The sequence below is a fragment of the Ruegeria sp. THAF33 genome (assembly GCF_009363615.1).
Classification (GTDB): domain Bacteria; phylum Pseudomonadota; class Alphaproteobacteria; order Rhodobacterales; family Rhodobacteraceae; genus Ruegeria.
This window is the reverse complement of the sequence record NZ_CP045384.1, coordinates 1,869,097-1,893,118: the sequence shown is the minus strand read 5'-3', so window position 1 is coordinate 1,893,118 and position 24,022 is coordinate 1,869,097. Positions and strand designations below refer to the sequence as shown.

Genomic DNA, 24,022 nt, shown 5'->3' with positions numbered 1-24,022 from the left:
GCGTTTTTTTTGTTTAACTTGGGGTAATAAGCCCAATTGCAATCGCCCGGCCAACGGCCTGAGGGGTGGTCAGCGCACTAAGCTTTTCTCGACTGGAACGCAAGTGCACTTCTACGGTTCGGTGCGAAATGGACAAAATATCGCCGATGTCCTGCTGCGATTTCCCTGCCGCAACCCACTGCAAGATCTCTGTCTCACGTCTGGAAAGTGTTGGATGATACAGCGCGCTGGTCAATTCGTCTGAGGAAACCACATTGTCATGGATGTGCACTGCCATCGATTGCAAGTCACTGATGACATGCGTGTATAGCTTGCGCCATTCCTCTTTGCTGCAATTGCGCGTTGCGCTCAGCAGGCCGATATCTCCGTATGGACCCCGCACGGGAATTGTAACGCCTTGGTTTGGCAATCCAAAATCATGGGCATCCCGGAATACACGTTGGAAGTCGGGGCTGCGCTCAAGTCGGCTCCAATCCACTGGCGCGATGCTGCGGCGGGCCATATGGATGGTCGGATCAATCATGATCAGACCCTGGTTTTGGTAGTGCTCATTCCATGCGTCGTCATAGGTAACAAAGCCGGCAACCGTGCCGGCAGCAGGGTTCATGCCAGCATAAGCAGCATGATCCATATCATGCTTCTCACAGATTTGCCTTAGAAATTCGGTGTATCGAACTTCTGAATCCGGCAGAGTGCTCAGATCGACAATTTCCATGTGGTGCCTACCAGCTGCGGCCCATCTTACAGCCCGATGGTGTCGTCGAGCATGCATATAACACAGAGTGGAACCCGTTTACCTCACCGAGCCAGAACACCATACTTTCCTAAACATGACAAGGCGAGGTACTAATTGTCTGCGCAATTCCAAATAATGAGACATTCAATAGAACATTTTTGTCACTATTCGGCAAAAAGTGCTAATTTCACGCGGCTTTCTGACGCTAATCACCGTCAGTTGGCGGGTTTCAGCCCAGTTTCCACCAACAATCCGCGCGCTTTGGCCTCGGGGTAAAAGCCCTTGGCATAAAGAAATATGGCACGATCCTGGTTGCCATCAGACAAAAGCCAGGCGCCACGAAGGTATTTCCCGGCGAACTCAAGGTTGGTGTCCGCGTCCAACAAGCCTTTGGCGTTTCCGGTGTATCCCATGGATCGCGCGGTGGCCGGGAGGATTTGCAACAACCCATAATAGGGTCGGTTGACCGCCCAGGGGCGATGCGTGCTTTCACGAATAGCAAGCTTGTGAACAAGCTCTCGCGGAAGCTCGTAGTGGTCCGCCCATTTGTTGATCGACGCGCGAAGTTCCGGCGTTTCGTTTGGATAGAGCGGAGGATTGAATTGTTGTGTCTCCGCCTTGGATACTTCTCCTGCACCGCAGGCAACCAACGGGGCTGTCAGTAAGAGTGCCATGAGATTGCGACGGGTGAACAGGGGCATACGTTTCTCCGGGGTTTCGAGTTGCAATGATATGGCCTGAGTATTTGGCTGCAAGATTATGGATGGAGTTGGGCTAAAATTTGCTGGTTTGGCTCGGAGACAAGAAAAAAGGCCGCGCTGAAGCACGGCCTTTGTTTTGCTTGAAACCTTGCCGGATCAGGCTTTGGCTTCGTCTTCCTCGGCAGGAGCGGCTTCCGCAGCCAGCTCTTCGTCCTCGGATGCGGCCGAGCCGATGTCGTCGAACAGTTCGGCGATCTCGAATTCAGCGGCTGCTTCTTCTTCGGCGGCCAGTTCCTGGATCGATTTGCCCGAGGCCTGAAGTTCGGCTTCTTCTTCCGAACGCGCCACGTTCATCTTGATTTCAACTTCGACTTCGGGGTGCAGCTTGACTGCAACCGAGTGCAGACCCAGTTCCTTGATCGGATTGACCAGAACAACCTGCTTTTTGTCGACGGTGAAACCGGCTTCGGTTGCAGCCTCTGCGGCGTCACGCGGGGTGACCGAGCCGTACAGAGCGCCAGCATCCGATGCCGAGCGAATCACGATGAACTGCTGTCCGTCCAGCTTTTCAGCCAGTGCTTCAGCCTCTTTCTTGGTTTCCAGGTTGCGTGCCTCAAGCTGCGCTTTCTGGGCTTCGAACGACGCGATGTTGGCGTCCGAGGCGCTCAGAGCTTTGCCCTGAGGCAGCAGGAAGTTGCGGGCGTAGCCGGGCTTGACGTCAACGACGTCGCCCATTTGACCCAGTTTCGCAACGCGTTCCAGAAGGATAACTTGCATGTCAGTCTCTCCTTACTTCACGGCGTAGGGCAGCAGGGCGAGGAAGCGGGCGCGCTTGATAGCACGGGCCAGTTCACGCTGCTTTTTCGCCGAAACGGCGGTGATGCGCGAAGGTACGATCTTGCCACGCTCAGAGATGTAGCGCTGCAGCAGACGAGTGTCTTTGTAGTCGATTTTCGGCGCGTTCTCACCCGAGAACGGGCAGACCTTACGGCGGCGGAAAAATGGTTTTGCGGCCATGGTTTAGTGTCCTTTCCTCAGGCGGTGATCAACGACGCTCGCGGCGGTCGCCACGTTCGTCACGCTTCTGCATCTGAACCGACGGGCCGTCTTCGTGACCGTCAACCTTGATGGTCAGAACGCGCATGACGTCATCATGCAGGCGCATCAGGCGTTCCATTTCCTGAACCGCACCCGAGGGCGCGTCGGTTTTCAGGAAGGCGTAGTGGCCTTTGCGGTTCTTGTTGATCTTGTAGGCCATCGTCTTGACGCCCCAGTACTCGCTGTCGACAAGCTTGCCGCCGTTGTCAGCCAGAACGGTGCCGAAATGTTCGACGAGGCTTTCCGCCTGCGCGTTGGACAGATCCTGACGCGCGATCATTACATGCTCATACAGTGGCATGTGCACTCCTGTTTATGTCAAGGCGCATTTCATAGGCGGGGCCATCCGGTCCTCCGCGACCCTGCCACGAGAGGCTGCGCGATTCATCTGATTGCGAAGGATGGCCCCGTATACACGTTTGAACCGCAGGAGCAAGCCCCGCCACATATGCCTTTGAGACGCCGCCCAATTTCCTTTGGGCCGCCCAAATGCTGACGCTTTTCGGCTCAAAGTTGTTTTGCATACCGGACGTTACCCGGACCAAACAGAAATTCGACAGTAACCTGATAAAAGGTGAAGTGTTATGACCGCGACCAATACAAACACATACCGGGAAGAGGCGGCAGGCTCGCGCTTTGAGCATTCGGTGCCGGTAATGATTGCCTTCGCGCCAAACTGGAAGGCCCGTTTGATCCTGGCGCGGTTGGTCGGAGCGTTCCTGATCTTTTCGGCGTTTTCGATGTGGCTGATGCCGGGTTCGATCGTGGGTGCAGATGTCTGGCCGATCAAGATGGTGGCATCCATGCTGTTTCTGATCGTCGGTGTCAGTTTGCTGACAATTGAAGTTCTTGATCAGCGCCCGGATGCCTATTTCGACCCGATCCGCCGCGAAGTCCGTGTTCTGCAAAAGAACGAAGACGGACGCCCTCAGACGGTGCTTCGCCGCAGCTATGACTCGCTGGGTGGTGCACGTTTTGAAGAAAACGAAGTCCACTTGTTTGATGTGGACGGGAGCCTTTTGATGAAGCTGCCCCTTGAATCGGCGGATGTCAGCCGAGCGCTGAAAGGGCAACTGAGCAAGAGCGTAACAATTTTCGGCTGAACTTTGTTCTGTTCAAAAAGGAACAGATGTTGTGACTCGAAAAAGGTTGTGTGCCGCCGACAGGCGGCACATTTTGTTTGTGAGCAACCCTGCCGGGTTGCGTTCACAAAAACGCGGAGATTGTTATGAAATCCACCCTTCTTGCTGCTGCACTGGCCGTATCGGCGACCACGGCATTCGCCAGCGCCGAGAAATACGTGCTGGACCCGAGCCACAGCCAGGTTGTCTTCAGCTATGACCACCTGGGCTTTTCAACCACAACCGGCATGTTCTCGGGCTTTGAGGGCGAGATCATGTTTGATCAGGAAAATCCCGCCGCTTCCAGCGTGAGCGTGTCGATGCCGGTATTGGAAATGTTCACCGGCTGGAAGCCGCGTGAAGATCACTTCATGACCGAGGATTTCTTTGGTGCGACCGAGGGCGACCTGATCACCTTTACCTCGACGGGTATCGAAGTGACCGGTGAAAACACTGCCAAGATCACCGGCGACCTCACCATGAACGGCGTGACCAAATCCGTTGTTCTGGATGCCAAACTGAACAAGGTTGATACCCATCCAATGGCGAACAAGCCATGGGCCGGTTTCGACGCCACCACGACCCTTGTCCGCAGTGAATTTGATCTGGGCCAGTTCGCACCGTTTGTCAGTGACGAAGTGCAGGTGCAGATCTCGGTCGAAGCGCAAAAAGCCGAATAAGCGCAAGACGGCGAACACGAAAACCGCCGGTGATCCTGTCACCGGCGGTGTTTATTTGGCATCACTGACTGCGGGACGCGGCGAGTTCCACAGCGACGGTGACGGTGAAGCCGAGCGAATCTTCGGTGGGCTGCGATGCGCCGATGCCGAAATCCAGCCTGTTTAGATCAACCGAGCCTGTCATGGTCGCGGTGTCGTCCTCAAGCTCCAGTGAAAACGGGAGTATAATATCGATCGTCTTGTCGCGGATTGTCAGTGGTCCGCGTGCCTCATATCCGCTTTCGGTTTTGAAAAGGTCAGCCGTGAACTGGGCCGTCGGAAACTGGGCGTTGTTGAAGAAATCCGCACCCATGGCCTGTTCGGTTACGGTTCCGAGGCTGAGAGAACCTATTGCGATCGTGACCTCGACGGACCCGGCCGGGCCAGGCTCGGCCGGGTCGTCAAAAGCAATTGCGGCTGTCCAGTCGGAAAACGAGCCGGTGACCGGGCTGCCCAATTGGGAAATCGTGATGGACAGGGTGCCGTTCTGAACCTGCCAGTCTGATTGCACCTCGGCCAGTTGGACGTCGGCGTCATCATCGTCGGCCTCACGCGCAAATTCGCCAGAGACCCAGCCACCGGTGAGGACAAGCGCCCAAACGGCCACCGCGGCGACTGCGGGCACAAGGGAATGATGCTGGTGTGGAGGCTCCGGTGCATCTGACCCACCCGGCAACATCCTGCGCAACGTGCTGTCTTTGTCTATGATGTGATGCTTCAACGCTCCGGCAACGTGCAGGACCAGCGCGCCGACAAGCGTCCACATGAACAGCCAATGCAGAACGCCTGTCACCTCGGCCACAATGGTTGATTTCGGTACAAAAGGCAGGTTTTGGCCGAAGGGCCAGAGGATTGGAGCAAACCCTTCGGTTGCGGCGTGGTGCACCCAACCGGTCAGTGGCACAAGCACCAGTGACCCATAAAGAAGCCAGTGGACAGTTTCGGCGGCAAAAGCCTCGGGCTTGTTGTCGGCATTCAGCAGGCCGGGCTTGGTTTGCGTGAAGGCCCACATTATCCGAGCCAAAGCAACGAAGAACACGGTGACGCCTACGGTTTTGTGCAATGAGAACAGGCGCGCCGCGCGTGCGATTTCGGCCTCGCTTGGGGCTGTGGAGGCATGTAACACGGCGTGGGCCAGATTGTCCGCGATCCAGCCGAGCGGCAGGGCCGTGAAGATCAGCAACGCGGTGAGCCAGTGAAACGTCTTTGCGACACTTCCGTAGCTTGAGAAGGAATTGGTCGAGGCCATGGGTGCAACGCTCCGAGATTCTTTGCTGCGCCCAAGTTAAGGTTATCGGAAGTCGGCACAAGTAAGCGCTTGTGCACAGCCAAGGTGCCAGAATGCAGAACACAGGCAATGCTTGTGCCAGACGATCAGTCAGTTTACACCCCGCCGCAACCTGACATCATCCATGAGGTTGCAATGACACTCGCGTTCGTTTTTCCGGGGCAGGGCGCCCAGACCATCGGTATGGGCAAAGCACTGGCCGATGCCTATCCGGCGGCGCAGGCCGTCTTCGATGAGGTGGACGAGGCACTGGGAGAGAAGCTGAGCAGCATGATCTGGGAAGGCGACATCGCCGACTTGACGCTGACTCAGAACGCCCAGCCTGCTCTTATGGCGACATCCATGGCGGCAATGCGTGCGCTGGAAGCCGAAGGCGTTTCGGTTGGTCAGGCGACTTTCGTGGCGGGTCATTCCTTGGGTGAATACTCGGCCCTTGCGGCTGCGGGGGCTTTGTCGGTTGCGGATACCGCGCGCTTGCTGCGCACCCGCGGTCTGGCAATGCAAAGTGCCGTACCGGTGGGAGAGGGCGCAATGGCGGCCATTCTTGGATTGGATCTGGAGGCGGTGCGCGCCGTTGCAGAAGAAGCCGCGCAGGGGCAGGTCTGTCAGGCTGCCAATGACAATGATCCAACCCAGGTCGTTGTGTCCGGTTCCAAGGCCGCTGTCGAGCGTGCCGCCGAGATTGCCAAGGAAAAAGGCGCAAAACGTGCTGTTATGTTGCCTGTAAGTGCTCCATTTCACTGTGCGCTGATGCAGCCTGCGGCAGATGTCATGGCGGAAGCGCTTGCTGCCGTCGAGATAAAGGCGCCTTCCGTGCCTTTGGTGGCCAATGTGCGCGCCGAAGCCGTCAGTGATCCGGATCTGATACGTCAGTTGCTGGTGGAACAGGTGACGGGGTCGGTTCGCTGGCGTGAAAGCGTTCAGTTCATGGCCGCGCAGGGCGTGACTGAAACGTGGGAAATCGGTGCTGGCAAAGCGTTGTCTGGCATGATCCGCAAGATCGATCGTGCCATTGCAGGCAAGGCTGTGGGCACACCGGAAGATGTTCAAAAGGCCATTCAGGCCGAATCGTAAGCTCAAAAAGCGTCGTGGCCGACGCACCAAGAGGAAAACCGAATGTTTGATTTGACAGGTAAGAATGCGCTGATCACCGGTGCTTCGGGCGGTATCGGAGGCGACATTGCACGTGCGTTGCACGGTGCTGGCGCAGCGGTCGGATTGTCCGGTACACGAGTCGAGCCATTGCAGGCTCTGGCAGACGAACTGGGCGAACGCGCGCATGTGTTGCCTTGCAATCTGAGCGATCCGGAAGCCGTAGAAGCGTTGCCAAAGCAAGCGGCCGAGGCGATGGGATCGGTGGATATCCTGGTGAACAATGCGGGTATCACGCGCGACAACCTGTTCATGCGCATGTCCGATGAGGAATGGCAGAGCGTTATTGACGTGAACATGACCTCGACGATGAAACTGTGCAAAGGTGTGATCCGCGGCATGATGAAGTCACGGTGGGGCCGGATCGTGAATGTCTCGTCCGTGGTGGCCGCAATTGGCAACCCGGGGCAGGCCAACTATGCTGCGTCAAAAGCCGGGATGATAGGGTTTTCCAAGGCTTTGGCTCACGAAGTGGCAACGCGCGGAATTACCGTGAATGCCGTGGCACCGGGTTTTATCACGACTGCAATGACCGAGAAGCTGACCGAGGAGCAGAAAAAGGGTCTGTTGCTCAAGGTTCCGGCGGGCCGCATGGGTGAACCCGAAGAAATTGCAGCGGCTGTTCTGTATCTTGCCAGCCCCGAAGCGGGTTATGTTACCGGAAGCACCTTGCATGTGAACGGTGGTATGGCCATGTTGTGATCGCCACAGGGGCAGCGCGAAAGCGTTTGCCTCTTGCGTCGACTATGCTATAGGCGGCGCATCTAAGCGGGGCCGGTTGTTCAGGTCGGCCTTCGACTTCCCGGTTCGCCGGTACCCAAACCGCCCGAAACGGGCAAATCAAAGCCAACCCGTGCGGGCAAGGGCAGAATCGGGCAGACCGCCCTGTAAAGGAATGAGGAATAGACATGAGCGACGTCGCAGATCGCGTTAAGAAGATCGTTGTTGAGCACCTGGGTGTTGAAGAAGATAAAGTCGCGGAAAACGCGTCCTTCATCGATGATCTGGGCGCAGACAGCCTGGACACCGTTGAACTGGTCATGGCCTTCGAAGAAGAGTTCGGCATCGAAATCCCCGATGACGCAGCCGAGACCATCCAGACCTTCGGCGACGCGGTCAAATTCATCAGCGAAGCGTCCTAAGCGTTTCCTTCTGATCAAAAGCGGCGCTTCCGGGCAACGGAGGCGCCGTTTTTTTATGCCCGCTCAAAATTCATGCTTGCGCGTGCATTTTCGGATGCGCACTGTTTCCATTGAGGCAAAATTCAAAGTGGACAGGGCATGATAAGATCCACTCCCATGATAAATACCGCGCGTTTGACGCTGTGTGCCATGCGCCCGGAGGACTTTGACCGGTTCGCCGAGATCTGGAGAGATCCGTGCGTCGTTCAGCATGTTGGCGGCTCACCCCGATCGCGCGGAGAGGCATGGGATTCCTTTTTGCGCAATGCCGGGCATTGGCACATGGCCGGGTTTGGACAATGGGGTGTGCTGCAACAATCGAATCGAAAGCTGATCGGACAGGCCGGTTTCTTTTACGGAAACCGTGAGATGGGCGATGATTTCGACGGCTTTCCCGAGGCGGGCTGGGTTCTGGCGCCCGAGGCGCAGGGGCAGGGCCTGGGGTATGAGGCGGCCAAGGCAGCGCATGACTGGTTTGACCGGGTGATTCCCGGGCCTTTGGTTGCGATGGTGAATGCGTCCAACGCCTCGTCGCAGAAGCTTGCCAAAAAGCTGGGCTATGTATTGATGCGGGAAGGGGTGTATAATCAAACCCCGGTGCATTTGCTTCGGCGCAACGGCCCACCTGCGCTCGCGTAAATCCGCCAACTTAACACTATGCCGCAAAATGGCCAAACTGTGCCGATCCCGGTGATATTGGGAGGGCGTTCAAGGTGTATGCTTCCGGGGATTTTCAGAGCGATTGAGCGGAGGACCGAGCTCATGAGGATATACCCCACTATGGAATTGCAGAACGGCCGGTGTGTCACGTTAGACAAAGGTCGTTTGGACAACGCTATGATTTGGCACGTAAACCCAGTCGAAACAGCGCGAAGCTGGGCCGAAGCGGGTGCCGAATGGATGCATCTGACCGATTTCGACGCGATCGAAGGCAAGGATACCAACGTCGAATTGATTGAAGAGATTATCCGCGCGGCCGAAATCCCGGTTCAGTTGGCGGGGGGTATGCGGACCCGCGAACAGGTCGAACGCTGGATCGACAAGGGCGTCGGTCGCGTCGTGATCGGGACGCTGGCAGCGCGCGAGCCGAAACTGGTCAAGGAATTGGCCACACTCTACCCGGATCAAATCGTGCTGTCGGTCGATGTCTGGCAAGGTTATGTGATGACGGATGGCTGGCGCAGCCAAAGCGTATTCACGCCCGAAGCGTTTATCGATGCATTCGAAGGAGCGCCATTTGCTGCTATCGTTGTGACGGATATCGACAGCGATATGGAGGACGTCGAGGCTCAGCTTGGCCTGATCTCGGGACTTGCCAGCCATTCGCGCACCCCGGTGATAGCAAGCGGGGTTGTACGTACCGCGGATGACATCTCGCGGCTGGCCTATATTCCCAATATCTCGGGTGCAATCGTGGGGCGTGCACTGTTTCGCAAGACACTTGATCTGACGGATGCACTGGAAATGGCAAAATCGGCGCATGAGCCGGTGGCACAGTTCCAATAAATACGCTTCGCCCTTTCAACCGGATCCGTGAAAGGGCGGGCACCGATTTCCGTAACCCACAGCGGTACTGCTTCGGTTGCCCGGCGGCGGGAAGCCCGCCTGAAATCGCCGTTGCTCTTGCCCCCGCACCCCGGGCCGGGGTAAGAGCGGTTCTCATAACAGGAAGCAGGCAAGAGGCACTTCATGCGCAGAGTCGTTGTAACCGGTCTTGGATTGGTCACTCCTTTGGCCAGCGGGGTCGAGGAAACCTGGTCGCGGCTGCTGGACGGAGAGTCCGGCGCTGGTCCCATCACGCATTTTGATGCGGAAGGCAGTGGTGTCGCCACGACCTACGCCTGTGAAGTGCCCCGCGGGGACGGAACCAACGGGACCTTCAATCCCGATGACTGGATGCCGCCGAAAGAGCAGCGCAAGATCGAGGACTTTATCCTGTATTCCATCGCAGCCGCGGAAATGGCCTGCAAGGATGCGAACTGGTTGCCGGAAGATGAAGAGGACCGCCTGCGAACAGGTGTTCTGATCGGTTCGGGCATCGGGGGGTTGGGTTCGATCGCGAATACCGCCAATCTGATCCGCGACAAGGGCCCGCGCCGGGTTTCACCGTTCTTTATTCCGGGCGCTCTGATCAACCTGGCATCAGGTCAGGTGTCGATCCGGCACGGCTTCAAAGGGCCGAACCATTCGGTCGTGACGGCGTGTTCCACCGGTGCCCATGCAATCGGTGACGCCAGCCGTATCATTCGGGCAGGTGACGCAGACGTCATGGTTGCAGGTGGCGGCGAAGGCTGCATCTGCGAAATCGGCATCGCCGGGTTCAACGCATGCAAGGCGTTGTCGACCAAATATGCAGACAACCCGAAGGCGGCCAGCCGACCCTATGACGTTGACCGCGACGGATTCGTCATGGGCGAAGGTGCGGGCATCGTCATCCTGGAAGAGTATGAACACGCAAAGGCCCGCGGTGCAAAGATCTACGCCGAGGTGCTGGGCTATGGCATGTCGGGCGACGCATATCACATCACGGCACCGTCCGAGGATGGTGACGGGGCAGAACGTTCGATGAAAGCCGCGTTGCGCAGCGCCGGGCTGGAGCCGAAGGACTTGGACTACATCAACGCCCATGGCACTTCGACTATGGCGGATACGATCGAACTGGGTGCGGTCGAACGTCTGCTGGGAGACCACGCCGCGAACGCCACCATGACGTCGACCAAATCGGCAACCGGGCACCTTTTGGGTGCAGCGGGGGCGATCGAGGCAATCTTCTCGATTCTGGCGATCCGCGATCAGGTCGCACCTCCGACGATCAACCTGGACAACCCCGCGGTGGAGACACCGATTGATCTGGCCCCGAACGCCAAGCGTGAGCGCGAGATCAACGTGGCCCTGTCGAACTCGTTCGGGTTTGGCGGCACCAATGCCAGCGTGATCTTTGGAAAGGCCAACTAAATGTGGCGGGCCATTGCTTCGAACGCGCTGACCATTCTGGTGGTCGGCCTGTTCCTGATGGGTGGACTGATCCTTTGGGGGCAGACCCAGTACAAGGCCGAAGGCCCGCTTGAAACCGCGATCTGCCTTCAGGTCAGAAGCGGATCGAACATGACACGTGTCAGTCAGGAACTGGAAGATCAGGGCGCGATCCGCAGTGCCACGATCTTTCGGATGGCCGCCGATTACACGGATCGGGCACAGCAGTTGAAAGCCGGCAGCTTCCTGGTGCGGGAAGGCGCGTCGATGGAGCAAATCATCGACGAAATTACCAGCAGCGGTGCCAGCACCTGCGGATCCGAGATTGAGTATCGTATCGGTGTGACGCGTGCTCAGACCCGTGTGCGCGAGTTGAACCCGGCGACCCTGGATTTCGTCGAAATCACGTCGTTTGATCCGTCGGGAGACGAGGTGCCCGAGGCCTATAACGAGAAACGCAACGAGGCGGACACCCGTTACCGCGTATCACTTGCCGAAGGTGTGACCTCGTGGCAGGTGGTCCAGGCGTTGAAGGCGTTCGACGCTTTGACAGGTGAGGTGACCGAGATCCCGGCCGAAGGGATGCTGGCGCCTGACAGTTACGATGTTGTGGCGGGCCAGGACCGTAACGACATTTTGCAGGCGATGCAGGACAAGCAACAATTGCGGATCAATGCCGTTTGGGAAAGCCGTCAGGACGGGTTGCCGCTGCAAAGTCCCGAAGAAATGCTGATCCTTGCGTCGATCATCGAAAAGGAAACCGGAGTTCCGGAAGAGCGCGGGCAAGTGGCCAGTGTTTTTGTGAACCGGCTGAAACAGGGGATGCGGTTGCAGACGGACCCGACCGTCATCTATGGCGTTACCAACGGGCAAGGCACGTTGGGGCGTGGTCTGCGCCGCAGCGAGCTGAACCGACCAACGCCGTGGAACACCTATCAGATAGACGGTTTGCCGCCGACGCCGATTGCCAATCCGGGCTTGGCCAGCCTTGAAGCTGCTGTTGCGCCGGATGACACGGATTTCGTGTTCTTCGTTGCCGATGGCACGGGCGGCCATGCATTTGCCGAAACCTTGCAGGAGCATAATCGCAATGTCGCCAAATGGCGCGAGATTGAGGCAGAGCAGAATTCGGGGAATTGATCTGAACGAAAAATGGTTTCGTTCATCGTGTTGCGCCAACGCCGGTCATTGAACCGGCGTTGGCTTTTTTGTGTTCCGATCTTAGGCCGCCGGACGTTTGCCGCGTGGGCGACGCCGTTTGTTTGCTGCGGGTTTTGACCCCGCGTCGGCGGATTTGGGTTTGAACCCCCGGCGACGGTTGTTCGGGCGGCGCGCCGGTTTTTCAGGTTGCACAGCTTCGGGCATCGCGCCACTGGCAACTGGAATCTCGATCTTCATCAGCTTTTGAATCTGGCGCAGCAGATCAACTTCTTCCGCGGAACAGAATGCGATGGCTTCGCCCTCGCGCCCTGCGCGGGCAGTGCGCCCGATACGGTGGACGTAGTTGTCAGGTACCTCGGGCAGGTCGAAGTTGATTACGTAGGCGACGCCCGGGATGTCGATGCCTCGGGCGGCAACGTCGGTGGCCACCAGAATGTTGATGTCACCCGCGCGGAACGCCTTGATCGCGCGATCACGCTGACCCTGGCTTTTGTTGCCGTGGATGGATGCGGCGTTGTAGCCATCGGCCACAAGCCCTTTCATCAGCCGTTCCGCGCCATGTTTGGTGCGGGTAAAGACCAGTGTCAGGGCATCCATGTCCTTCGACAGGATTTCACGCAGCTTGGCTGGTTTCCCGGGTTTGGAGACGAAGTGCAGAGATTGCGTAATCTTGTCTGCGGCTTTGCCCGGAGGCGAGACCTGCACCCGTTGCGGGTTGGTCAGGTAAGCGCGGCTGAGCTCTTCCATCTGCTTCGGCATGGTGGCCGAAAACAACATGGTTTGGCGTGGGGTGCCCAGTGCCGGAGCGATTTTTCGCAGTGCATGGATAAAGCCCAGGTCAAGCATCTGGTCTGCTTCGTCCAGCACCAGATGGCGCACCGCTCCGAGGTTGACTGCGCCTCGGTCCATAAGATCTATCAGGCGGCCCGGCGTGGCGACCAGAATGTCGGTGCCACGGGAAAGGAACATTATCTGCTTGTTGATCGATTGGCCGCCGACAACGGTGGCCACGCGCAGCTTGGTGCCTTTCGTCAAGGAGCGGAGGCTGTCGGCGATTTGATTCACAAGTTCGCGGGTGGGCGCCAGGATCAGTGCCTTGGCGGTTTTCGGGTCGGGCTTGCCGGGTTGGGCCAGAAGGTGATCGATCAGAGGCAGGCCAAAAGCCAAGGTCTTTCCGGTACCGGTTTGCGCCAGTCCCAGAATGTCGTGACCATTCAGGGCAAGCGGAATCGCCTGGTTCTGAATCGGGGTGGGTTGAGTGAAATTGGCACGTTTGAGTGCCTCGTTCAGTGCCGGGGCAAGGCCCAGCATATCAAAGTCGAACAAATAACTATCCTTTACAGCCCGGAGCGTTGGCCCGCGGACAGGTCATGAAGGGTCGCGCGTTGGCGACCGGCAGGGGTTGTGCGAGACCTCGGGACGAGCAGGCGTATCCTGCGCCATCCGGCCGCCGCGTCAAGAACCCTGCGTGATGGGGAACTGAAATGATGAGTTGGCGCTGTGGGGCGGACGAGGTCCGCTTGAACTCACGCATCAGCGCTGTGATGTGGGGCAAATGAGGGTTTCGCCATGGAATGTCAAGCGCTGGCAAACCTTCCGGTGGTCTACTGAGTCGAATAAGCCACTGTGCGCGGCACCGGACTGCCATTGAATTAGTGCGTTAAACCAACGGCCCTGTTGATCGCCATTCCAGTATTCACGGCCTGATAGGTTGGAAATGGCATCCTCTCGGCTGTGTGAATGTCGCGTCGGATCCAGTTTTGTGCTTCCAACTGGTGAAGGGATGAGGACAGCGCCCGATCTGTAATGATCGTAAGACCTGATTTGATGGCCGAGAAACGATGAGGGGTACCTGTCAACGCCAGAACTGGCACAGTCCAGGATTTTCTTAGCAGTCTGATTTCATCCTCAGAGCGGGCAGTAGTAATTATCTTGCTGGCGATCGCGGCAGCCTCGGTTCCGAATGGCGTAAGTCGAAATTCTGGACGCAGAGGGTGCCCATGGCCGGGGTTTCTTTCGATCATTCCAAGTTCAATAAGATGAGAAAGGCTGGCTGCAAAGGCCGTTCGGCTTGCGTCGGTCGCTGCCAAAAGCGGGGCTTGCCGGCCCGGAACTTTGGCGTGCAGCAGAGCAAGAATTTTCAGGGACCAAGCCCGCGACGTCAGCTTGACAAGTGTATTTATGTCCATAAAGTATAGTAAATATATTTTTTAACAAAGGAAAAGCCTTATGTCGCTCGTTTCATTGAAAAACACCATCACACTTGCGATGTCCGTTCGGGACCGACACGCCAGTGCGGAATGGTATACCGCCAAGTTGGGATTTGAGCTTATCCACCACATTGATGAAGCGGGATGGAGCGAATTGCGAACCAATGTCGACCGTGTCACTTTGGGACTGGGCGAACAGGCCGAAGCTTCTCCGGGGAATTGCGTGCCTGTCTTCGAAGTCGCGGATATCGCGGAAGCGCGCGGAAAGTTGGAACTTGCGGGGGTGGAATTTGACGGTGAAACGGACACGATTGAGGGGATGGTCAGCACGGCAACGTTTTATGATCCGGATAGGAATGCGCTGATGCTGGCGCAGGATTTGACAGGCCAGAGCTGAGAGTAAGAGGAAAAGGAAAACTCAACACAGCGACCGCTACGTGTTGCGTCGGCGTTGCGCAACTCATTGACTTTGCGCACTTAATACCGTATAGCTTGTGTCATGCTAGAAGAAGTGGGCAACGGCCCCGGGGCGACCCGGTGGCCGTTTTTTGCTTCTCTCGTGCGGAGAAAACTCACGCATGAGGTCACAGGCAAACATGACTTTGATTACCCCGGAAGAGCGGATTTCCCAGACGGCTGAATTGTTGCAGTCGCTTGAGAGGTCCATTCGCGATCTGCGGCAAGCGGCGGAAGAACTGCGCAAACAGATCGGAGCCGGGGAGGATGCAGATCTTGCTGGTTCAGCCAAGCAACTCGGGCAGTTAGAGGGGCTGATCCGAAGTTGTCAGAAAGTGGAGACAAGCTTTGTCGAACAACATCACAGACAAGCCGGAATTGCCCAAGGAGGGTACGCGCTCAATCTTGACCGAGCTCGGTTTGAAGTCGGGTGCAGGCTGGCTCGCCTCCGCGCCTGTTGCGGTACAGAACAGATTTCTGAGTGAGATCGGGGAGGGAGGGCTGTGTGCCCTCCCTTTCCTGTTCGAATTCTGGGCGCTGCCGCATCAGCTGCCACCCGAGGGCGACTGGCGGTCCTGGGTGATCATGGGCGGGCGCGGTGCGGGCAAGACGCGCGCCGGGGCCGAGTGGGTACGGTCGATGGTCGAGGGGTCATTGCCCTTGGATAAGGGCCAGGCCTGTCGGGTGGCCTTGGTCGGCGAGACCTTTGATCAAGTGCGCGATGTGATGATCTTTGGCGACAGCGGGATATTGCAATGTTCACCGCCGGATCGGCGACCTGTGTGGAAGGCATCCGAGCGCAAGCTGATCTGGCCCAACGGGGCCGAGGCGCAGGCGTTTTCGGCGCATGATCCCGAGGGGCTGCGCGGCCCGCAATTCGATGCGGCATGGGTGGATGAACTGGCCAAGTGGAAGAAGGCCGACGAGACCTGGGACATGCTGCAATTCGCGTTGCGACTGGGCGAGCGGCCGCGGGTCTGCGTGACCACGACGCCGCGCAACGTGAAGGTGCTGAAGGATCTGTTGGCCTCGCCGTCCACGGTGATGACCCACGCGCCGACCGAGGCGAACCGGGCCAATCTGGCGGACTCGTTCCTGCAAGAGGTGCGTGCGCGTTATGCGGGCACGCGGCTGGGGCGGCAGGAGCTGGACGGGGTATTGTTGTCGGATGCCGAGGGGGCGTTATGGACAGGCTCGATGCTTGATGCGGCGCGGGTCGAGGCAGTGCCCGAGCTGGATCGCATCGTCGTTGCGCTGGACCCGGCGGTGACGGCGGGATCAAGCGCCGATGCCTGCGGGATCGTGGTGGCGGGCGCGCAATTGCAAGGCCCGCCCGAGGAGTGGCGGGCCTATGTGCTGGCTGATCGGACGGTGCAGGGCGTCGGCCCGGCGGGCTGGGCGCAGGCGGCGATTGATGCGATGGACGAATTCGGGGCCGAACGGCTGGTGGCCGAGGTCAACCAAGGTGGGCAACTGGTGGAAGAGGTGGTGCGGCAGGTGGACCCTCTGGTCCCGTTCCGGGCGGTGCGGGCCTCACGTGGCAAGGTTGCGCGGGCTGAGCCGGTGGCGGCGCTGTACGAACAGGGGCGGGTGTTCCATGTGGCCGGGCTGGACGCGCTGGAGGAGCAGATGTGCCAGATGACCGCGCGCGGGTTCGAGGGGCAGGGCTCGCCCGACCGCGTCGACGCGCTGGTCTGGGCGCTGCATGAGTTGGTCGTGGGGCCCGCGGGGGCGTATCGGCGGCCGAGGGTGCGGATTTTGTAAGCCCAGTGCGGCAAACACATCAAGCGCTTTGGACAGGGGCGAGTTCATCTGGCCATCGTCTGGGGTGTTCAGAGACAATCAGCAGAACGTCAGCCCCGGCCAATACGGTTCGAACATCGCGTATCAAATCCAGATTGAGGCGGTCGATTTCGTGCGCGAAAACGGAACGACATGGGTCGTAGTAAACAGTCACTAAATGGGATCGGCCCAGTTTGGTAACAGACAGATCCCGGATCCGCCCGCCATCTTCAATGAGAGTTGCGCGTACGGCGCGGCGCGCGGTCGCAATAGTGGCGGGGCTGGCGCTTAATCCTGCAAGCTCGCCCAATCCGCCTTTGAATTCACGGATATACGCCCCGAGGGCCAGCAGGCAAAGCAGTAGGACAATCACGGAATCCCCGATCGGAGCGATCAAGGCAAGTGGTCCTTCCCTGAAAAAGTAGATGGCAGCCAGGCCGATGCCTGCCGCCGCAGTGATCATCCCGTCAAAAAGCGCCGCTTTGGCCTCCAGTCGCAGGATTGCGCTGTTTCGTCCGATGCGACGCCAGGTGAAATGATGAAAGGCCCAAAGCAAGGTGCAGGTCAGCCCAATCCCTGAGAAATAGAGGATCATTGGCGCAAAGCTCAGAGGCTCGGGGGGCAGGCCGTTCAGATAGTTGTAGATGCTTTTGAGGGCGCTGGTGATCGCAAACAACACAAGACCCAACAGGGATAGAGAGCGGAGTGTTGAAAAGATGGCCTCGTCTGCGGCATAGCCAAATGGTCGTAGCTTGTCGGGTCCGGCATCAATTCGTTGGCTGATCCTTCGGCCGAGAACGGCTGAAGTAAAACCGATCAGTGAGAACAGCCCGTCCATCATGATCGCGTTCGAATTCGACAGAATGCTGGCCAGGATTCCTGCGGCACCCATGAAGAGATTTCCCCCCATTGCTACCACGAGTGCGCGGCTTTCCAGTCGTTTTCTGATGGCCAATTCTGGCTGGGTCATTCGATCGGTCCCGCTTTGCTTTCGGTACTTCTACCAATAGCCATCCATTCGGAATTGGCCACCCACTTTGGTTGCTCGTGTTGCCCAACCCCCGTACGCCCCATTCCCGAGGCTTAAACTTCTTTCCGTCATAACTCCCTTCAACAAGCCGGGCAGAGCGGCGGCAGAAAGGAGCACAGATGGTATTCGATTTCTTGCGTCGTGGATCGGCTGAAGCGGCGCCCGAGGCAAAAGCAAGCGCGGCTGGGCCGGTGGTGGCGTGGCAGACGGGCGGGCGCGTGGCCTGGAGCCCGAGGGACACGGTGTCGCTGACGCGGACGGGGTTTTCAGGGAACCCGGTGGGGTTTCGTTCCGTCAAGCTGATTGCCGAGGCGGCGGCGGCTTTGCCGTTGGTGTTGCAGGATCAGGCGCAGCGCTATGAGACCCATCCGATCCTGTCCCTGATGCGTCGTCCGAATGCGGCGCAGGGGCAAGCGGAGTTGATGGAGGCCTTGTTCGGGCAGTTGCTGCTGTCGGGCAATGCCTATGTCGAGGCGGTTCAGGCAGAGGAAGGCCTGCCGGTTGAGCTGCATGTGTTGCGCTCGGACCGGATGAGCGTCGTGCCGGGGGCGGATGGATGGCCCAAGGCGTATGACTATGCGGTTGGCGGCAAGAAACATCGGTTTGCGGCGGAAGCCATCTGCCATATCAAATCGTTCCACCCTCAGGATGACCACTATGGGTTCTCGCCGATGCAGGCGGCGGCGATGGCGATTGATGTACATAACAGCGCGTCGCGGTGGTCGAAGTCGCTGCTGGATAATGCGGCGCGGCCTTCGGGGGCTTTGGTCTGGAAAGGCGATGGCCACGGGGTGATGGCCGAAGAACAGTTCCGGCGCCTGTCAGACGAGATCAAGGCGAACTATCGCGGGGCACGCAATGCGGGCCGGCCGATGGTTCTGGAGGGGGGATTGGACTGGAAGCCGATGGGCTTTTCGCCCTCGGACATGGAGTTTCAGAAGACCAAGGAAGCCGCCGCCCGCGAGATCGCGCTGGCCTTTGGGGTCCCGCCGATGCTGCTGGGGATTCAGGGTGACGCGACCTATTCGAACTATCAGGAGGCCAACCGAGCGTTCTATCGCCTGACCGTTCTGCCCCTGGTGACGCGGGTGGCGGCGGCATTGGCGGACTGGCTGGCGGGCTTTACCGGCGAGGAGCTGGTTTTGAAGCCTGACCTGGATCAGGTGCCTGCGCTGTCCGCAGAACGGGATGCGCAATGGGCGCGGGTCAATGGGGCCGACTTCCTGACCAACGCCGAGAAGCGCGCCTTGCTGGGCCTGCCGGAGCGTGCGGATGGGTGAGGGGTATCCCTCGTTCGAGTGCGCGCCGGGTCTGCGTCTGGCCGCGCATGAACGGGTGGCCGAGATCCAGCATGCGCATCTGTGTCGGCGTCTGGATCAGATCGAAGAGATGATGGAACGGCTGGAGCGTCGGCTGTGGCTGACGGTTTATGGCGTGGCGGCGGTCATTCTGGCGCAGGCGTTTCAATCTCTCTTGGTGGTAGCGCCATGAGTTCAATGAGTTACGTGGAGAAGTTCATGGATTTGGAACATAAGTTCGCACGGTTCGGCGACGGTTTGTCGGTTACGGATGATGCGGTAATCGAGGGCTATGCCAGCCTGTTTGGTCAGGTCGATCAGGGCAGTGACGTGGTGCAGCGTGGCGCCTATCGCGGCTCGCTTGACAGGCTGGTCAAGGCGGGGCAGCGCGTCAAGATGCTGTGGCAGCATGATCCGGCCCAGCCCATCGGCGTGTGGGACGAAGTACGCGAGGACGACAAGGGCCTGTGGGTCAAGGGGCGTCTGCTGGAAAGCACGCAGAAAGGCCGCGAGGCGGCAGAATTGATCCGGGCAGGTGCGATGGATGGTCTGTCGATCGGCTACCGCACCAAACGGGCCGTGAAAAATGACAAGGGCCAGCGGGTCCTGACCGAACTGGAGCTGTGGGAGGTGTCATTGGTGACCTTCCCGATGCTGCCCAGTGCGCGGGTGGCGGCGAAGGGAAAGACACCTGACGCCGAGGAAGCCCTGCGCTGTATTGCCGACGTATTCAACGATGCCCGGCAGGAGCTGGCGCGGAACTAGCGCGCCTCAAAACCACTCAGAACAGGACATGCTGATGAGCAAGACCGAAACCCCGGCCTTGACCGGAGAGGGTGCGCCCCTGGTTCATGAGGTGAAGCGGGCGATGGCTGGCTTCGTGAATGAATTCAAGGGCCTGAAAGCCGAAGTTAACACCAAACTGCAACAAACAGAAGAGCGACTGACCATGCTGGATCGTAAATCAACCATCGCGGCACGCCCGCATCTTGCCGCTTCGATCGAAGACGGAGCCCCGCATCAGAAGGCATTTGACGCCTATGTGCGGTCCGGCGAAGATGACGGGCTGCGTGGCCTCGAGATGGAGGCCAAGTCCCTGTCAACAGCGGTCAACAGCGATGGTGGCTATCTGGTTGATCCGCAGACTGCCGAGACGATCAAGTCGGTTTTGAACTCGACCGCCTCGATCCGTTCGATTGCATCGGTCGTGAATGTCGAGGCAAATTCGTTCGACGTGCTGATCGATCACACCGATGTAGGTGCGGGCTGGGCTGACGAAAACTCGGCCACAGCGGAAACCGGAACACCTTCGATCGATCGCATCTCGATCCCGCTGCACGAGCTGAGCGCGCTGCCCAAAGCGTCGCAGCGTCTGCTGGATGACAGCGCCTTCGACGTCGAGGGCTGGCTGGCCGGGCGCATTGCCGACAAGTTTGCACGCGCCGAGGCGGCGGCATTCATCAACGGCGATGGCGTCGACAAGCCCAAGGGGTTGATGATCCACCGAGCGGTGCCGAATGATGGCTGGTCCTGGGGCAGCCTTGGCTATGTCGCGACCGGTATTGATGCGGGTATTGATGCGGATGCGATTGTCGATGTGGTTTATGCGCTGGGCGCGCAGTACCGGGTCAACGGGACCTTCGTGATGAATTCGAAGACCGCAGGTGTGATCCGCAAATTGAAGGACAGCGATGGCCGCTTCCTGTGGTCCGATGGTCTGGCCGCAGGTGAGCCGGCGCGTCTGATGGGGTATCCGGTTCTGATTGCCGAGGACATGCCGGATGTGGCAACCGACAGTTTCTCGATTGCTTTTGGTGACTTCCAGGCTGGTTACACCATTGCCGAACGTCCTGATCTGCGCGTGCTGCGCGACCCGTTCAGCGCCAAGCCACATGTCCTGTTCTACGCGACCAAGCGCGTCGGCGGCGATGTCAGCGACTTTGCTGCGATCAAGCTGGTGAAATTCGGCACCGCCTGACGCGGGCTGAATCCGGGGGGCCCTGGCCCCTCGGACGGCGGGCGCGGGCCGGAGTGAGATCCTCTGCGTTGTCTAGCTGCTCCCCTCCGTCCGAGCAACGTGGGGCGGCGCGTGCCCGCCATTTTCCAAGGATGGGGCCCTGGAGGGGTCCGAGATTGCGGAGTGAGTGGATGATGTTGATCGAAGAGACCGCCATCGCGGATGCGGCGCTGCCGGTGGATCAGTTCAAGGCGCATCTGAGGTTGGGCACGGGCTTTGCCGAAGATGATGTGCAGAATGAAGTGTTGAAGGGGTTCCTGCGGGCTGCCATCGCGGCGATCGAGGCGCGCACTGGCACGGTTCTGATCACACGGGAATTCTCGTGGAGTTTGAACAGGTGGCGCGACCCGTCGGGCGAAGTGCTGCCTGTGGCCCCTGTGGTTTCAGTGCAGGCCGTGACGCTGACAGACAAGCAAGGAGCCGAAACGGTTGCGGACGCCGCGACCTATCGCCTGGAGCATGATAGTCAGCGGCCCCGGATCCGCCCATTGGGATCCAGCCTGCCTGCCATCGAAACGGGTGGTTCCGTAAAGATTTCGTTTGTCGCGGGGATGGCGCAGGATTGGGGTGGGTTGCCCGCCGATCTTGGGCAAGCGGTGCTGCTGCTGGCCGCGCATTACTATGAATACCGGGATGAAACCTCATTGGGCGCTGGATGTATGCCCTTTGGTGTCACCAGCCTGATCCAGCGCTATCGCATGGTGCGTTTCGGGGCGGGGGTATCGCAATGAATACGCCGCATCTGAACCGTAAATTGGTGCTGGAGGCGCCGATGCGAAGTGCTGATGGGGCGGGGGGCTATACCGAAACATGGGCTGCGATGGGGACATTATGGGCCGAGGTGACGGCGCGCAGTGGCGCCGAACAGCAGATCGCCGGAGCGTCCGTGTCGCGTGTTGGGTACCGCATCGTGGTACGTGGTGCGCCCATGGGGTCTTCGATGCGCCCCGCGCCAGATCAGCGGTTTCGCGAGGGAAATCGCTGTTTCGTAATCCGGGCCGTGGCCGAACATGATCCGCGCGGCAAGTTCCTGACCTGTTTCGCAGATGAAGAGGTGGCGGCATGAGCTATGGCGTTTCTGCCGCTTTGCAGGCGGCCGTGTATCAACAGCTTTCAGCGGACGCAGCAGTCAGCAGCCAATCGGGGGGCGCGATCTATGATGCGGTGCCCGCGGGAACCGTGCCGCAGACCTATGTGACGCTGGGCCCCGAAGAGGTGCGTGACGCGTCGGACCGAACAGGCGCGGGCGCGATACACCGCTTCACCGTTTCGGTGGTGTCCCAGGAGGCAGGGTTCGGTGCTGCCAAAACACTGGCCGGCGCGGTGTGTGACGCGCTGGAAAACGCGCCACTCAACCTGGTTCGCGGGCGTTTGGTGGGGCTGTGGTTCGAGCGGGCCTCAGCCCGGCGCACCGGGACCGGCGGCACCATCCGCCAGATCGACCTGAAGTTCCGCGCCCGCGTGGAAGATGACTAAGCAATCAACGGAGAGAGCACATGGCTGCCCAGAACGGAAAAGACCTGTTGGTCAAAATGGATATGAACGGTACCGGCCTGTTCCAGACCATCGCGGGGCTGCGGGCCACGCGCATAAGTTTCAATTCTGAAAGTGTGGATGTCACCAGTCTGGAAAGCCAGGGTGGATGGCGCGAGCTTTTGTCCGGGGCGGGGGTCAAATCGGCTTCGATTTCTGGCTCGGGCGTGTTCAGGGATGCTGGCACGGATGAACGCGCGCGGCAGTTGTTCTTTGATGGCGAAACTCCGGCCTTTCAGGTCATCATCCCTGATTTCGGGATTGTAGAAGGCCCGTTTCAGGTGACCGGCATCGAGTATGCGGGCTCGCACAACGGGGAAGCGACCTACGAGATGAGCCTGGCCAGTGCCGGTGCTCTGACCTTTACGGCGCTTTGATCCGATGGCCAATCCGTGGACAGGCGAGGTGGCGCTGACCATCGATGGCGAGCAGCGGGTGCTCAAACTGACGCTTGGTGCTTTGGCGGAGCTGGAGCAGGAGCTGAATGCTGGGTCGCTGGTTGAGCTGGTGCAGCGGTTTGAGGGCGGTGCGTATTCCAGTGCGGATGTTCTGGCGCTGATCGTTGCCGGTTTGCGGGGCGGTGGCTGGAACATTGCCCGGGCCGACCTGATGCATGCCGAGATCGAAGGCGGCCCCATGGCGGCCGCCAGAACAGCAGCCGAATTGTTGGCGCGCGCCTTCATGGTGCCGGAGGGCGCATGAGCGGGTTCGACTGGCCTGCCCTGATGCGGGCCGGATTTCTGGGGCTGCGACTGACGCCGGATCAATTCTGGCGTCTGACCCCGGCAGAGCTGCGGCTGATGCTGGGGCAGGGTTCCGGAGCGCCCGCAATGAACCGGGCGGGGTTGGACGCTTTGCTGGCCGCCTATCCGGACAAGACACAAGGAGAGCGTGATGACAGATCGTGACGGGTTTGAGGACCTGCAAGAACGAGGCGAAGCGCTGGGCGATTCCCTCGGCGATGCTGCGACTATGGCGGCGGCGTTTGACAGCCAGATGAAGCGCATCAGCGCCGCATTTGAAGAGACCGGCAAGGATGTCGCCACGCTGGAGCGCGGCATGTCCAGTGGATTGCGCAAGGCCTTCGATGGTGTCGTTCTGGATGGGATGAGCCTTTCCGGTGCGTTGGATATCCTGAGGAACTCGTTGATCCAAACGGCTTATGCGGCTGCGATCAAGCCGGTGACGGACCACTTTGGCGGCATGCTGGCCAACGCGGTCGGCGGGTTGGTGAAGGGAATTCTGCCCTTTGCCGATGGCGGCAGCTTCAGCCAGGGTCGGGTGATGCCCTTCGCCAATGGCGGTGTGGTCAGCGGCCCGACCATGTTTCCCATGCGCGGCGGCACCGGGCTGATGGGAGAAGCCGGGCCAGAGGCGATCATGCCGCTTGCGCGCGGGGCCGATGGCAAGCTGGGCGTGCGGACGCAGGGCGCCGGGCGTGCCGTGAATGTGGTGATGAACATTTCGACACCGGACGTGCAGGGGTTCCGCCGCTCTCAGGGGCAGATTGCGGCCCAGATGAGCCGCGCGCTGGGGCGCGGCAATCGCAACAGGTAAATCAGGAAG

The 24,022-nt window shown here is 59.3% G+C and carries 31 protein-coding genes; 22 read left to right on the top strand and 9 right to left on the bottom strand.

The genetic code is table 11. The features are described 5' to 3' along the window. Positions 1-13: 13 nt before the first annotated feature. The 5 genes from FIU92_RS09510 to rpsF all read right to left on the bottom strand — a co-directional run bounded on the left by FIU92_RS09510 (position 14) and on the right by rpsF (position 2,836). Positions 14-715 (bottom strand): autoinducer binding domain-containing protein, encoded by a 702-nt coding sequence (locus tag FIU92_RS09510; protein ID WP_152458337.1) that lies wholly within the window; start codon positions 713-715, stop codon positions 14-16. A 236-nt stretch (positions 716-951) separates the two neighbouring features. Further along, on the bottom strand, positions 952-1,437 hold the full coding sequence (locus tag FIU92_RS09505; RefSeq protein WP_171167611.1) for a lytic transglycosylase domain-containing protein: 486 nt from the start codon (positions 1,435-1,437) through the stop codon (positions 952-954). A 156-nt stretch (positions 1,438-1,593) separates the two neighbouring features. Continuing rightward, positions 1,594-2,214 (bottom strand): 50S ribosomal protein L9, encoded by a 621-nt coding sequence (rplI, locus tag FIU92_RS09500; RefSeq protein WP_152458336.1) that lies wholly within the window; start codon positions 2,212-2,214, stop codon positions 1,594-1,596. 12 nt (positions 2,215-2,226) lie between these two features. Next, positions 2,227-2,454, bottom strand: a complete 228-nt coding sequence (rpsR, locus tag FIU92_RS09495) for a 30S ribosomal protein S18 (protein WP_005608650.1) — start codon at positions 2,452-2,454, stop codon at positions 2,227-2,229. A 28-nt stretch (positions 2,455-2,482) separates the two neighbouring features. Then, positions 2,483-2,836 carry a 30S ribosomal protein S6 gene (rpsF, locus tag FIU92_RS09490; protein WP_152458335.1) on the bottom strand — a complete coding sequence of 118 codons (354 nt, stop codon included), beginning with the start codon at positions 2,834-2,836 and terminating at the stop codon, positions 2,483-2,485. 283 nt (positions 2,837-3,119) lie between these two features. On the opposite strand from rpsF, the gene FIU92_RS09485 reads away from it, so the two are divergent. Next, positions 3,120-3,638: a hypothetical protein gene (locus tag FIU92_RS09485; RefSeq protein ID WP_152458334.1), complete on the top strand. Its 519-nt coding sequence runs from the start codon at positions 3,120-3,122 to the stop codon at positions 3,636-3,638. A 125-nt stretch (positions 3,639-3,763) separates the two neighbouring features. Next, positions 3,764-4,336: a YceI family protein gene (locus tag FIU92_RS09480; protein WP_152458333.1), complete on the top strand. Its 573-nt coding sequence runs from the start codon at positions 3,764-3,766 to the stop codon at positions 4,334-4,336. Between the two features lie 61 nt (positions 4,337-4,397). On the opposite strand, the gene FIU92_RS09475 is transcribed toward FIU92_RS09480, so the two are convergent. Beyond that, the gene (locus tag FIU92_RS09475) at positions 4,398-5,624 is read right to left on the bottom strand and encodes a cytochrome b/b6 domain-containing protein (protein ID WP_152458332.1); all 1,227 of its coding nucleotides are present in this window, start codon (positions 5,622-5,624) and stop codon (positions 4,398-4,400) included. Positions 5,625-5,798: 174 nt separating this feature from the next. On the opposite strand from FIU92_RS09475, the gene fabD reads away from it, so the two are divergent. The 7 genes from fabD to mltG all read left to right on the top strand — a co-directional run bounded on the left by fabD (position 5,799) and on the right by mltG (position 12,109). After that, the gene (gene fabD, locus FIU92_RS09470) at positions 5,799-6,737 is read left to right on the top strand and encodes an ACP S-malonyltransferase (RefSeq protein WP_152458331.1); all 939 of its coding nucleotides are present in this window, start codon (positions 5,799-5,801) and stop codon (positions 6,735-6,737) included. A 42-nt stretch (positions 6,738-6,779) separates the two neighbouring features. Beyond that, on the top strand, positions 6,780-7,517 hold the full coding sequence (gene fabG, locus FIU92_RS09465; RefSeq protein WP_152458330.1) for a 3-oxoacyl-[acyl-carrier-protein] reductase: 738 nt from the start codon (positions 6,780-6,782) through the stop codon (positions 7,515-7,517). A gap of 206 nt (positions 7,518-7,723) precedes the next feature. Next, the gene (locus FIU92_RS09460) at positions 7,724-7,957 is read left to right on the top strand and encodes an acyl carrier protein (protein ID WP_008756330.1); all 234 of its coding nucleotides are present in this window, start codon (positions 7,724-7,726) and stop codon (positions 7,955-7,957) included. Between the two features lie 138 nt (positions 7,958-8,095). Continuing rightward, a complete protein-coding gene (locus FIU92_RS09455; RefSeq protein ID WP_152458329.1) occupies positions 8,096-8,635 on the top strand; it encodes a GNAT family N-acetyltransferase in 540 nt (179 codons plus the stop codon). Between the two features lie 123 nt (positions 8,636-8,758). Continuing rightward, positions 8,759-9,502, top strand: coding sequence for a HisA/HisF-related TIM barrel protein (locus tag FIU92_RS09450; RefSeq protein WP_152458328.1), 744 nt, complete (start codon positions 8,759-8,761; stop codon positions 9,500-9,502). A gap of 183 nt (positions 9,503-9,685) precedes the next feature. Continuing rightward, positions 9,686-10,951 carry a beta-ketoacyl-ACP synthase II gene (gene fabF, locus FIU92_RS09445; protein WP_152458327.1) on the top strand — a complete coding sequence of 422 codons (1,266 nt, stop codon included), beginning with the start codon at positions 9,686-9,688 and terminating at the stop codon, positions 10,949-10,951. After that, positions 10,952-12,109, top strand: a complete 1,158-nt coding sequence (gene mltG / locus FIU92_RS09440) for an endolytic transglycosylase MltG (RefSeq protein ID WP_152458326.1) — start codon at positions 10,952-10,954, stop codon at positions 12,107-12,109. It abuts the gene before it with no gap. An 81-nt stretch (positions 12,110-12,190) separates the two neighbouring features. Here the strand turns inward: mltG and FIU92_RS09435 are convergent, their stop codons facing one another. Together FIU92_RS09435 and FIU92_RS09430 are read right to left on the bottom strand one after the other, a co-directional pair. Further along, complete coding sequence (locus FIU92_RS09435; protein ID WP_152458325.1) at positions 12,191-13,456, bottom strand: DEAD/DEAH box helicase; 1,266 nt, start codon at positions 13,454-13,456, stop codon at positions 12,191-12,193. 326 nt (positions 13,457-13,782) lie between these two features. Next, entirely contained in the window at positions 13,783-14,154 is a 372-nt protein-coding gene (locus FIU92_RS09430) for a winged helix-turn-helix transcriptional regulator (RefSeq protein ID WP_371419747.1), read from the bottom strand. A 205-nt stretch (positions 14,155-14,359) separates the two neighbouring features. Between FIU92_RS09430 and FIU92_RS09425 the strand changes: the two genes are divergently transcribed. After that, entirely contained in the window at positions 14,360-14,737 is a 378-nt protein-coding gene (locus FIU92_RS09425; RefSeq protein ID WP_152458323.1) for a VOC family protein, read from the top strand. A gap of 479 nt (positions 14,738-15,216) precedes the next feature. Then, on the top strand, positions 15,217-16,560 hold the full coding sequence (locus FIU92_RS09415) for a DNA-packaging protein (RefSeq protein ID WP_172978522.1): 1,344 nt from the start codon (positions 15,217-15,219) through the stop codon (positions 16,558-16,560). Between the two features lie 19 nt (positions 16,561-16,579). On the opposite strand, the gene FIU92_RS09410 is transcribed toward FIU92_RS09415, so the two are convergent. Next, the gene (locus tag FIU92_RS09410) at positions 16,580-17,548 is read right to left on the bottom strand and encodes a cation transporter (RefSeq protein WP_152458321.1); all 969 of its coding nucleotides are present in this window, start codon (positions 17,546-17,548) and stop codon (positions 16,580-16,582) included. Positions 17,549-17,727: 179 nt separating this feature from the next. Between FIU92_RS09410 and FIU92_RS09405 the strand changes: the two genes are divergently transcribed. The 11 genes from FIU92_RS09405 to FIU92_RS09355 all read left to right on the top strand — a co-directional run bounded on the left by FIU92_RS09405 (position 17,728) and on the right by FIU92_RS09355 (position 24,013). Then, positions 17,728-18,888, top strand: coding sequence for a phage portal protein (locus FIU92_RS09405; RefSeq protein ID WP_152458320.1), 1,161 nt, complete (start codon positions 17,728-17,730; stop codon positions 18,886-18,888). Further along, on the top strand, positions 18,881-19,099 hold the full coding sequence (locus tag FIU92_RS09400) for a hypothetical protein (protein ID WP_152458319.1): 219 nt from the start codon (positions 18,881-18,883) through the stop codon (positions 19,097-19,099). Before FIU92_RS09405 ends, FIU92_RS09400 begins: the two co-directional genes overlap by 8 nt. Positions 19,100-19,125: 26 nt before the next feature. Next, a complete protein-coding gene (locus FIU92_RS09395; RefSeq protein WP_152458318.1) occupies positions 19,126-19,671 on the top strand; it encodes an HK97 family phage prohead protease in 546 nt (181 codons plus the stop codon). Positions 19,672-19,705: 34 nt separating this feature from the next. Beyond that, entirely contained in the window at positions 19,706-20,884 is a 1,179-nt protein-coding gene (locus tag FIU92_RS09390; protein ID WP_152458317.1) for a phage major capsid protein, read from the top strand. Positions 20,885-21,054: 170 nt separating this feature from the next. Beyond that, a complete protein-coding gene (locus FIU92_RS09385) occupies positions 21,055-21,654 on the top strand; it encodes a head-tail connector protein (RefSeq protein ID WP_152458316.1) in 600 nt (199 codons plus the stop codon). After that, positions 21,651-21,989, top strand: a complete 339-nt coding sequence (locus FIU92_RS09380; protein ID WP_152458315.1) for a phage head closure protein — start codon at positions 21,651-21,653, stop codon at positions 21,987-21,989. The genes FIU92_RS09385 and FIU92_RS09380 overlap by 4 nt, the downstream gene beginning before the upstream one ends. Beyond that, complete coding sequence (locus tag FIU92_RS09375; RefSeq protein WP_152458314.1) at positions 21,986-22,399, top strand: DUF3168 domain-containing protein; 414 nt, start codon at positions 21,986-21,988, stop codon at positions 22,397-22,399. Before FIU92_RS09380 ends, FIU92_RS09375 begins: the two co-directional genes overlap by 4 nt. Positions 22,400-22,419: 20 nt before the next feature. Beyond that, entirely contained in the window at positions 22,420-22,833 is a 414-nt protein-coding gene (locus FIU92_RS09370) for a phage major tail protein, TP901-1 family (RefSeq protein ID WP_152458313.1), read from the top strand. Positions 22,834-22,837: 4 nt separating this feature from the next. Next, complete coding sequence (locus FIU92_RS09365; protein ID WP_152458312.1) at positions 22,838-23,158, top strand: gene transfer agent family protein; 321 nt, start codon at positions 22,838-22,840, stop codon at positions 23,156-23,158. Then, positions 23,155-23,364 (top strand): rcc01693 family protein, encoded by a 210-nt coding sequence (locus FIU92_RS09360; protein WP_152458311.1) that lies wholly within the window; start codon positions 23,155-23,157, stop codon positions 23,362-23,364. The genes FIU92_RS09365 and FIU92_RS09360 overlap by 4 nt, the downstream gene beginning before the upstream one ends. Continuing rightward, complete coding sequence (locus tag FIU92_RS09355; RefSeq protein ID WP_152458310.1) at positions 23,351-24,013, top strand: phage tail tape measure protein; 663 nt, start codon at positions 23,351-23,353, stop codon at positions 24,011-24,013. The genes FIU92_RS09360 and FIU92_RS09355 overlap by 14 nt, the downstream gene beginning before the upstream one ends. Positions 24,014-24,022 lie beyond the last annotated feature (9 nt).

Bases quoted from the DNA above. Each gene is read 5' to 3' on its own strand.
- FIU92_RS09475 (WP_152458332.1), bottom strand. From the start codon at position 5,624: ATGGCCTCGACCAATTCCTTCTCAAGCTACGGAAGTGTCGCAAAGACG.
- FIU92_RS09480 (WP_152458333.1), top strand. From the start codon at position 3,764: ATGAAATCCACCCTTCTTGCTGCTGCACTGGCCGTATCGGCGACCACG.
- FIU92_RS09450 (WP_152458328.1), top strand. From the start codon at position 8,759: ATGAGGATATACCCCACTATGGAATTGCAGAACGGCCGGTGTGTCACG.
- FIU92_RS09375 (WP_152458314.1), top strand. From the start codon at position 21,986: ATGAGCTATGGCGTTTCTGCCGCTTTGCAGGCGGCCGTGTATCAACAG.
- FIU92_RS09400 (WP_152458319.1), top strand. From the start codon at position 18,881: ATGGGTGAGGGGTATCCCTCGTTCGAGTGCGCGCCGGGTCTGCGTCTG.
- rpsR (WP_005608650.1), bottom strand. From the start codon at position 2,454: ATGGCCGCAAAACCATTTTTCCGCCGCCGTAAGGTCTGCCCGTTCTCG.
- FIU92_RS09390 (WP_152458317.1), top strand. From the start codon at position 19,706: ATGAGCAAGACCGAAACCCCGGCCTTGACCGGAGAGGGTGCGCCCCTG.
- FIU92_RS09365 (WP_152458312.1), top strand. From the start codon at position 22,838: ATGGCCAATCCGTGGACAGGCGAGGTGGCGCTGACCATCGATGGCGAG.
- FIU92_RS09425 (WP_152458323.1), top strand. From the start codon at position 14,360: ATGTCGCTCGTTTCATTGAAAAACACCATCACACTTGCGATGTCCGTT.
- FIU92_RS09485 (WP_152458334.1), top strand. From the start codon at position 3,120: ATGACCGCGACCAATACAAACACATACCGGGAAGAGGCGGCAGGCTCG.
- FIU92_RS09455 (WP_152458329.1), top strand. From the start codon at position 8,096: ATGATAAGATCCACTCCCATGATAAATACCGCGCGTTTGACGCTGTGT.
- FIU92_RS09505 (WP_171167611.1), bottom strand. From the start codon at position 1,437: ATGCCCCTGTTCACCCGTCGCAATCTCATGGCACTCTTACTGACAGCC.
- FIU92_RS09355 (WP_152458310.1), top strand. From the start codon at position 23,351: ATGACAGATCGTGACGGGTTTGAGGACCTGCAAGAACGAGGCGAAGCG.
- FIU92_RS09510 (WP_152458337.1), bottom strand. From the start codon at position 715: ATGGAAATTGTCGATCTGAGCACTCTGCCGGATTCAGAAGTTCGATAC.
- mltG (WP_152458326.1), top strand. From the start codon at position 10,952: ATGTGGCGGGCCATTGCTTCGAACGCGCTGACCATTCTGGTGGTCGGC.
- rpsF (WP_152458335.1), bottom strand. From the start codon at position 2,836: ATGCCACTGTATGAGCATGTAATGATCGCGCGTCAGGATCTGTCCAAC.
- rplI (WP_152458336.1), bottom strand. From the start codon at position 2,214: ATGCAAGTTATCCTTCTGGAACGCGTTGCGAAACTGGGTCAAATGGGC.
- fabD (WP_152458331.1), top strand. From the start codon at position 5,799: ATGACACTCGCGTTCGTTTTTCCGGGGCAGGGCGCCCAGACCATCGGT.
- FIU92_RS09460 (WP_008756330.1), top strand. From the start codon at position 7,724: ATGAGCGACGTCGCAGATCGCGTTAAGAAGATCGTTGTTGAGCACCTG.
- FIU92_RS09380 (WP_152458315.1), top strand. From the start codon at position 21,651: ATGAATACGCCGCATCTGAACCGTAAATTGGTGCTGGAGGCGCCGATG.
- fabG (WP_152458330.1), top strand. From the start codon at position 6,780: ATGTTTGATTTGACAGGTAAGAATGCGCTGATCACCGGTGCTTCGGGC.
- FIU92_RS09430 (WP_371419747.1), bottom strand. From the start codon at position 14,154: ATGATCGAAAGAAACCCCGGCCATGGGCACCCTCTGCGTCCAGAATTT.
- fabF (WP_152458327.1), top strand. From the start codon at position 9,686: ATGCGCAGAGTCGTTGTAACCGGTCTTGGATTGGTCACTCCTTTGGCC.
- FIU92_RS09370 (WP_152458313.1), top strand. From the start codon at position 22,420: ATGGCTGCCCAGAACGGAAAAGACCTGTTGGTCAAAATGGATATGAAC.
- FIU92_RS09385 (WP_152458316.1), top strand. From the start codon at position 21,055: ATGATGTTGATCGAAGAGACCGCCATCGCGGATGCGGCGCTGCCGGTG.
- FIU92_RS09360 (WP_152458311.1), top strand. From the start codon at position 23,155: ATGAGCGGGTTCGACTGGCCTGCCCTGATGCGGGCCGGATTTCTGGGG.
- FIU92_RS09405 (WP_152458320.1), top strand. From the start codon at position 17,728: ATGGTATTCGATTTCTTGCGTCGTGGATCGGCTGAAGCGGCGCCCGAG.
- FIU92_RS09395 (WP_152458318.1), top strand. From the start codon at position 19,126: ATGGATTTGGAACATAAGTTCGCACGGTTCGGCGACGGTTTGTCGGTT.
- FIU92_RS09410 (WP_152458321.1), bottom strand. From the start codon at position 17,548: ATGACCCAGCCAGAATTGGCCATCAGAAAACGACTGGAAAGCCGCGCA.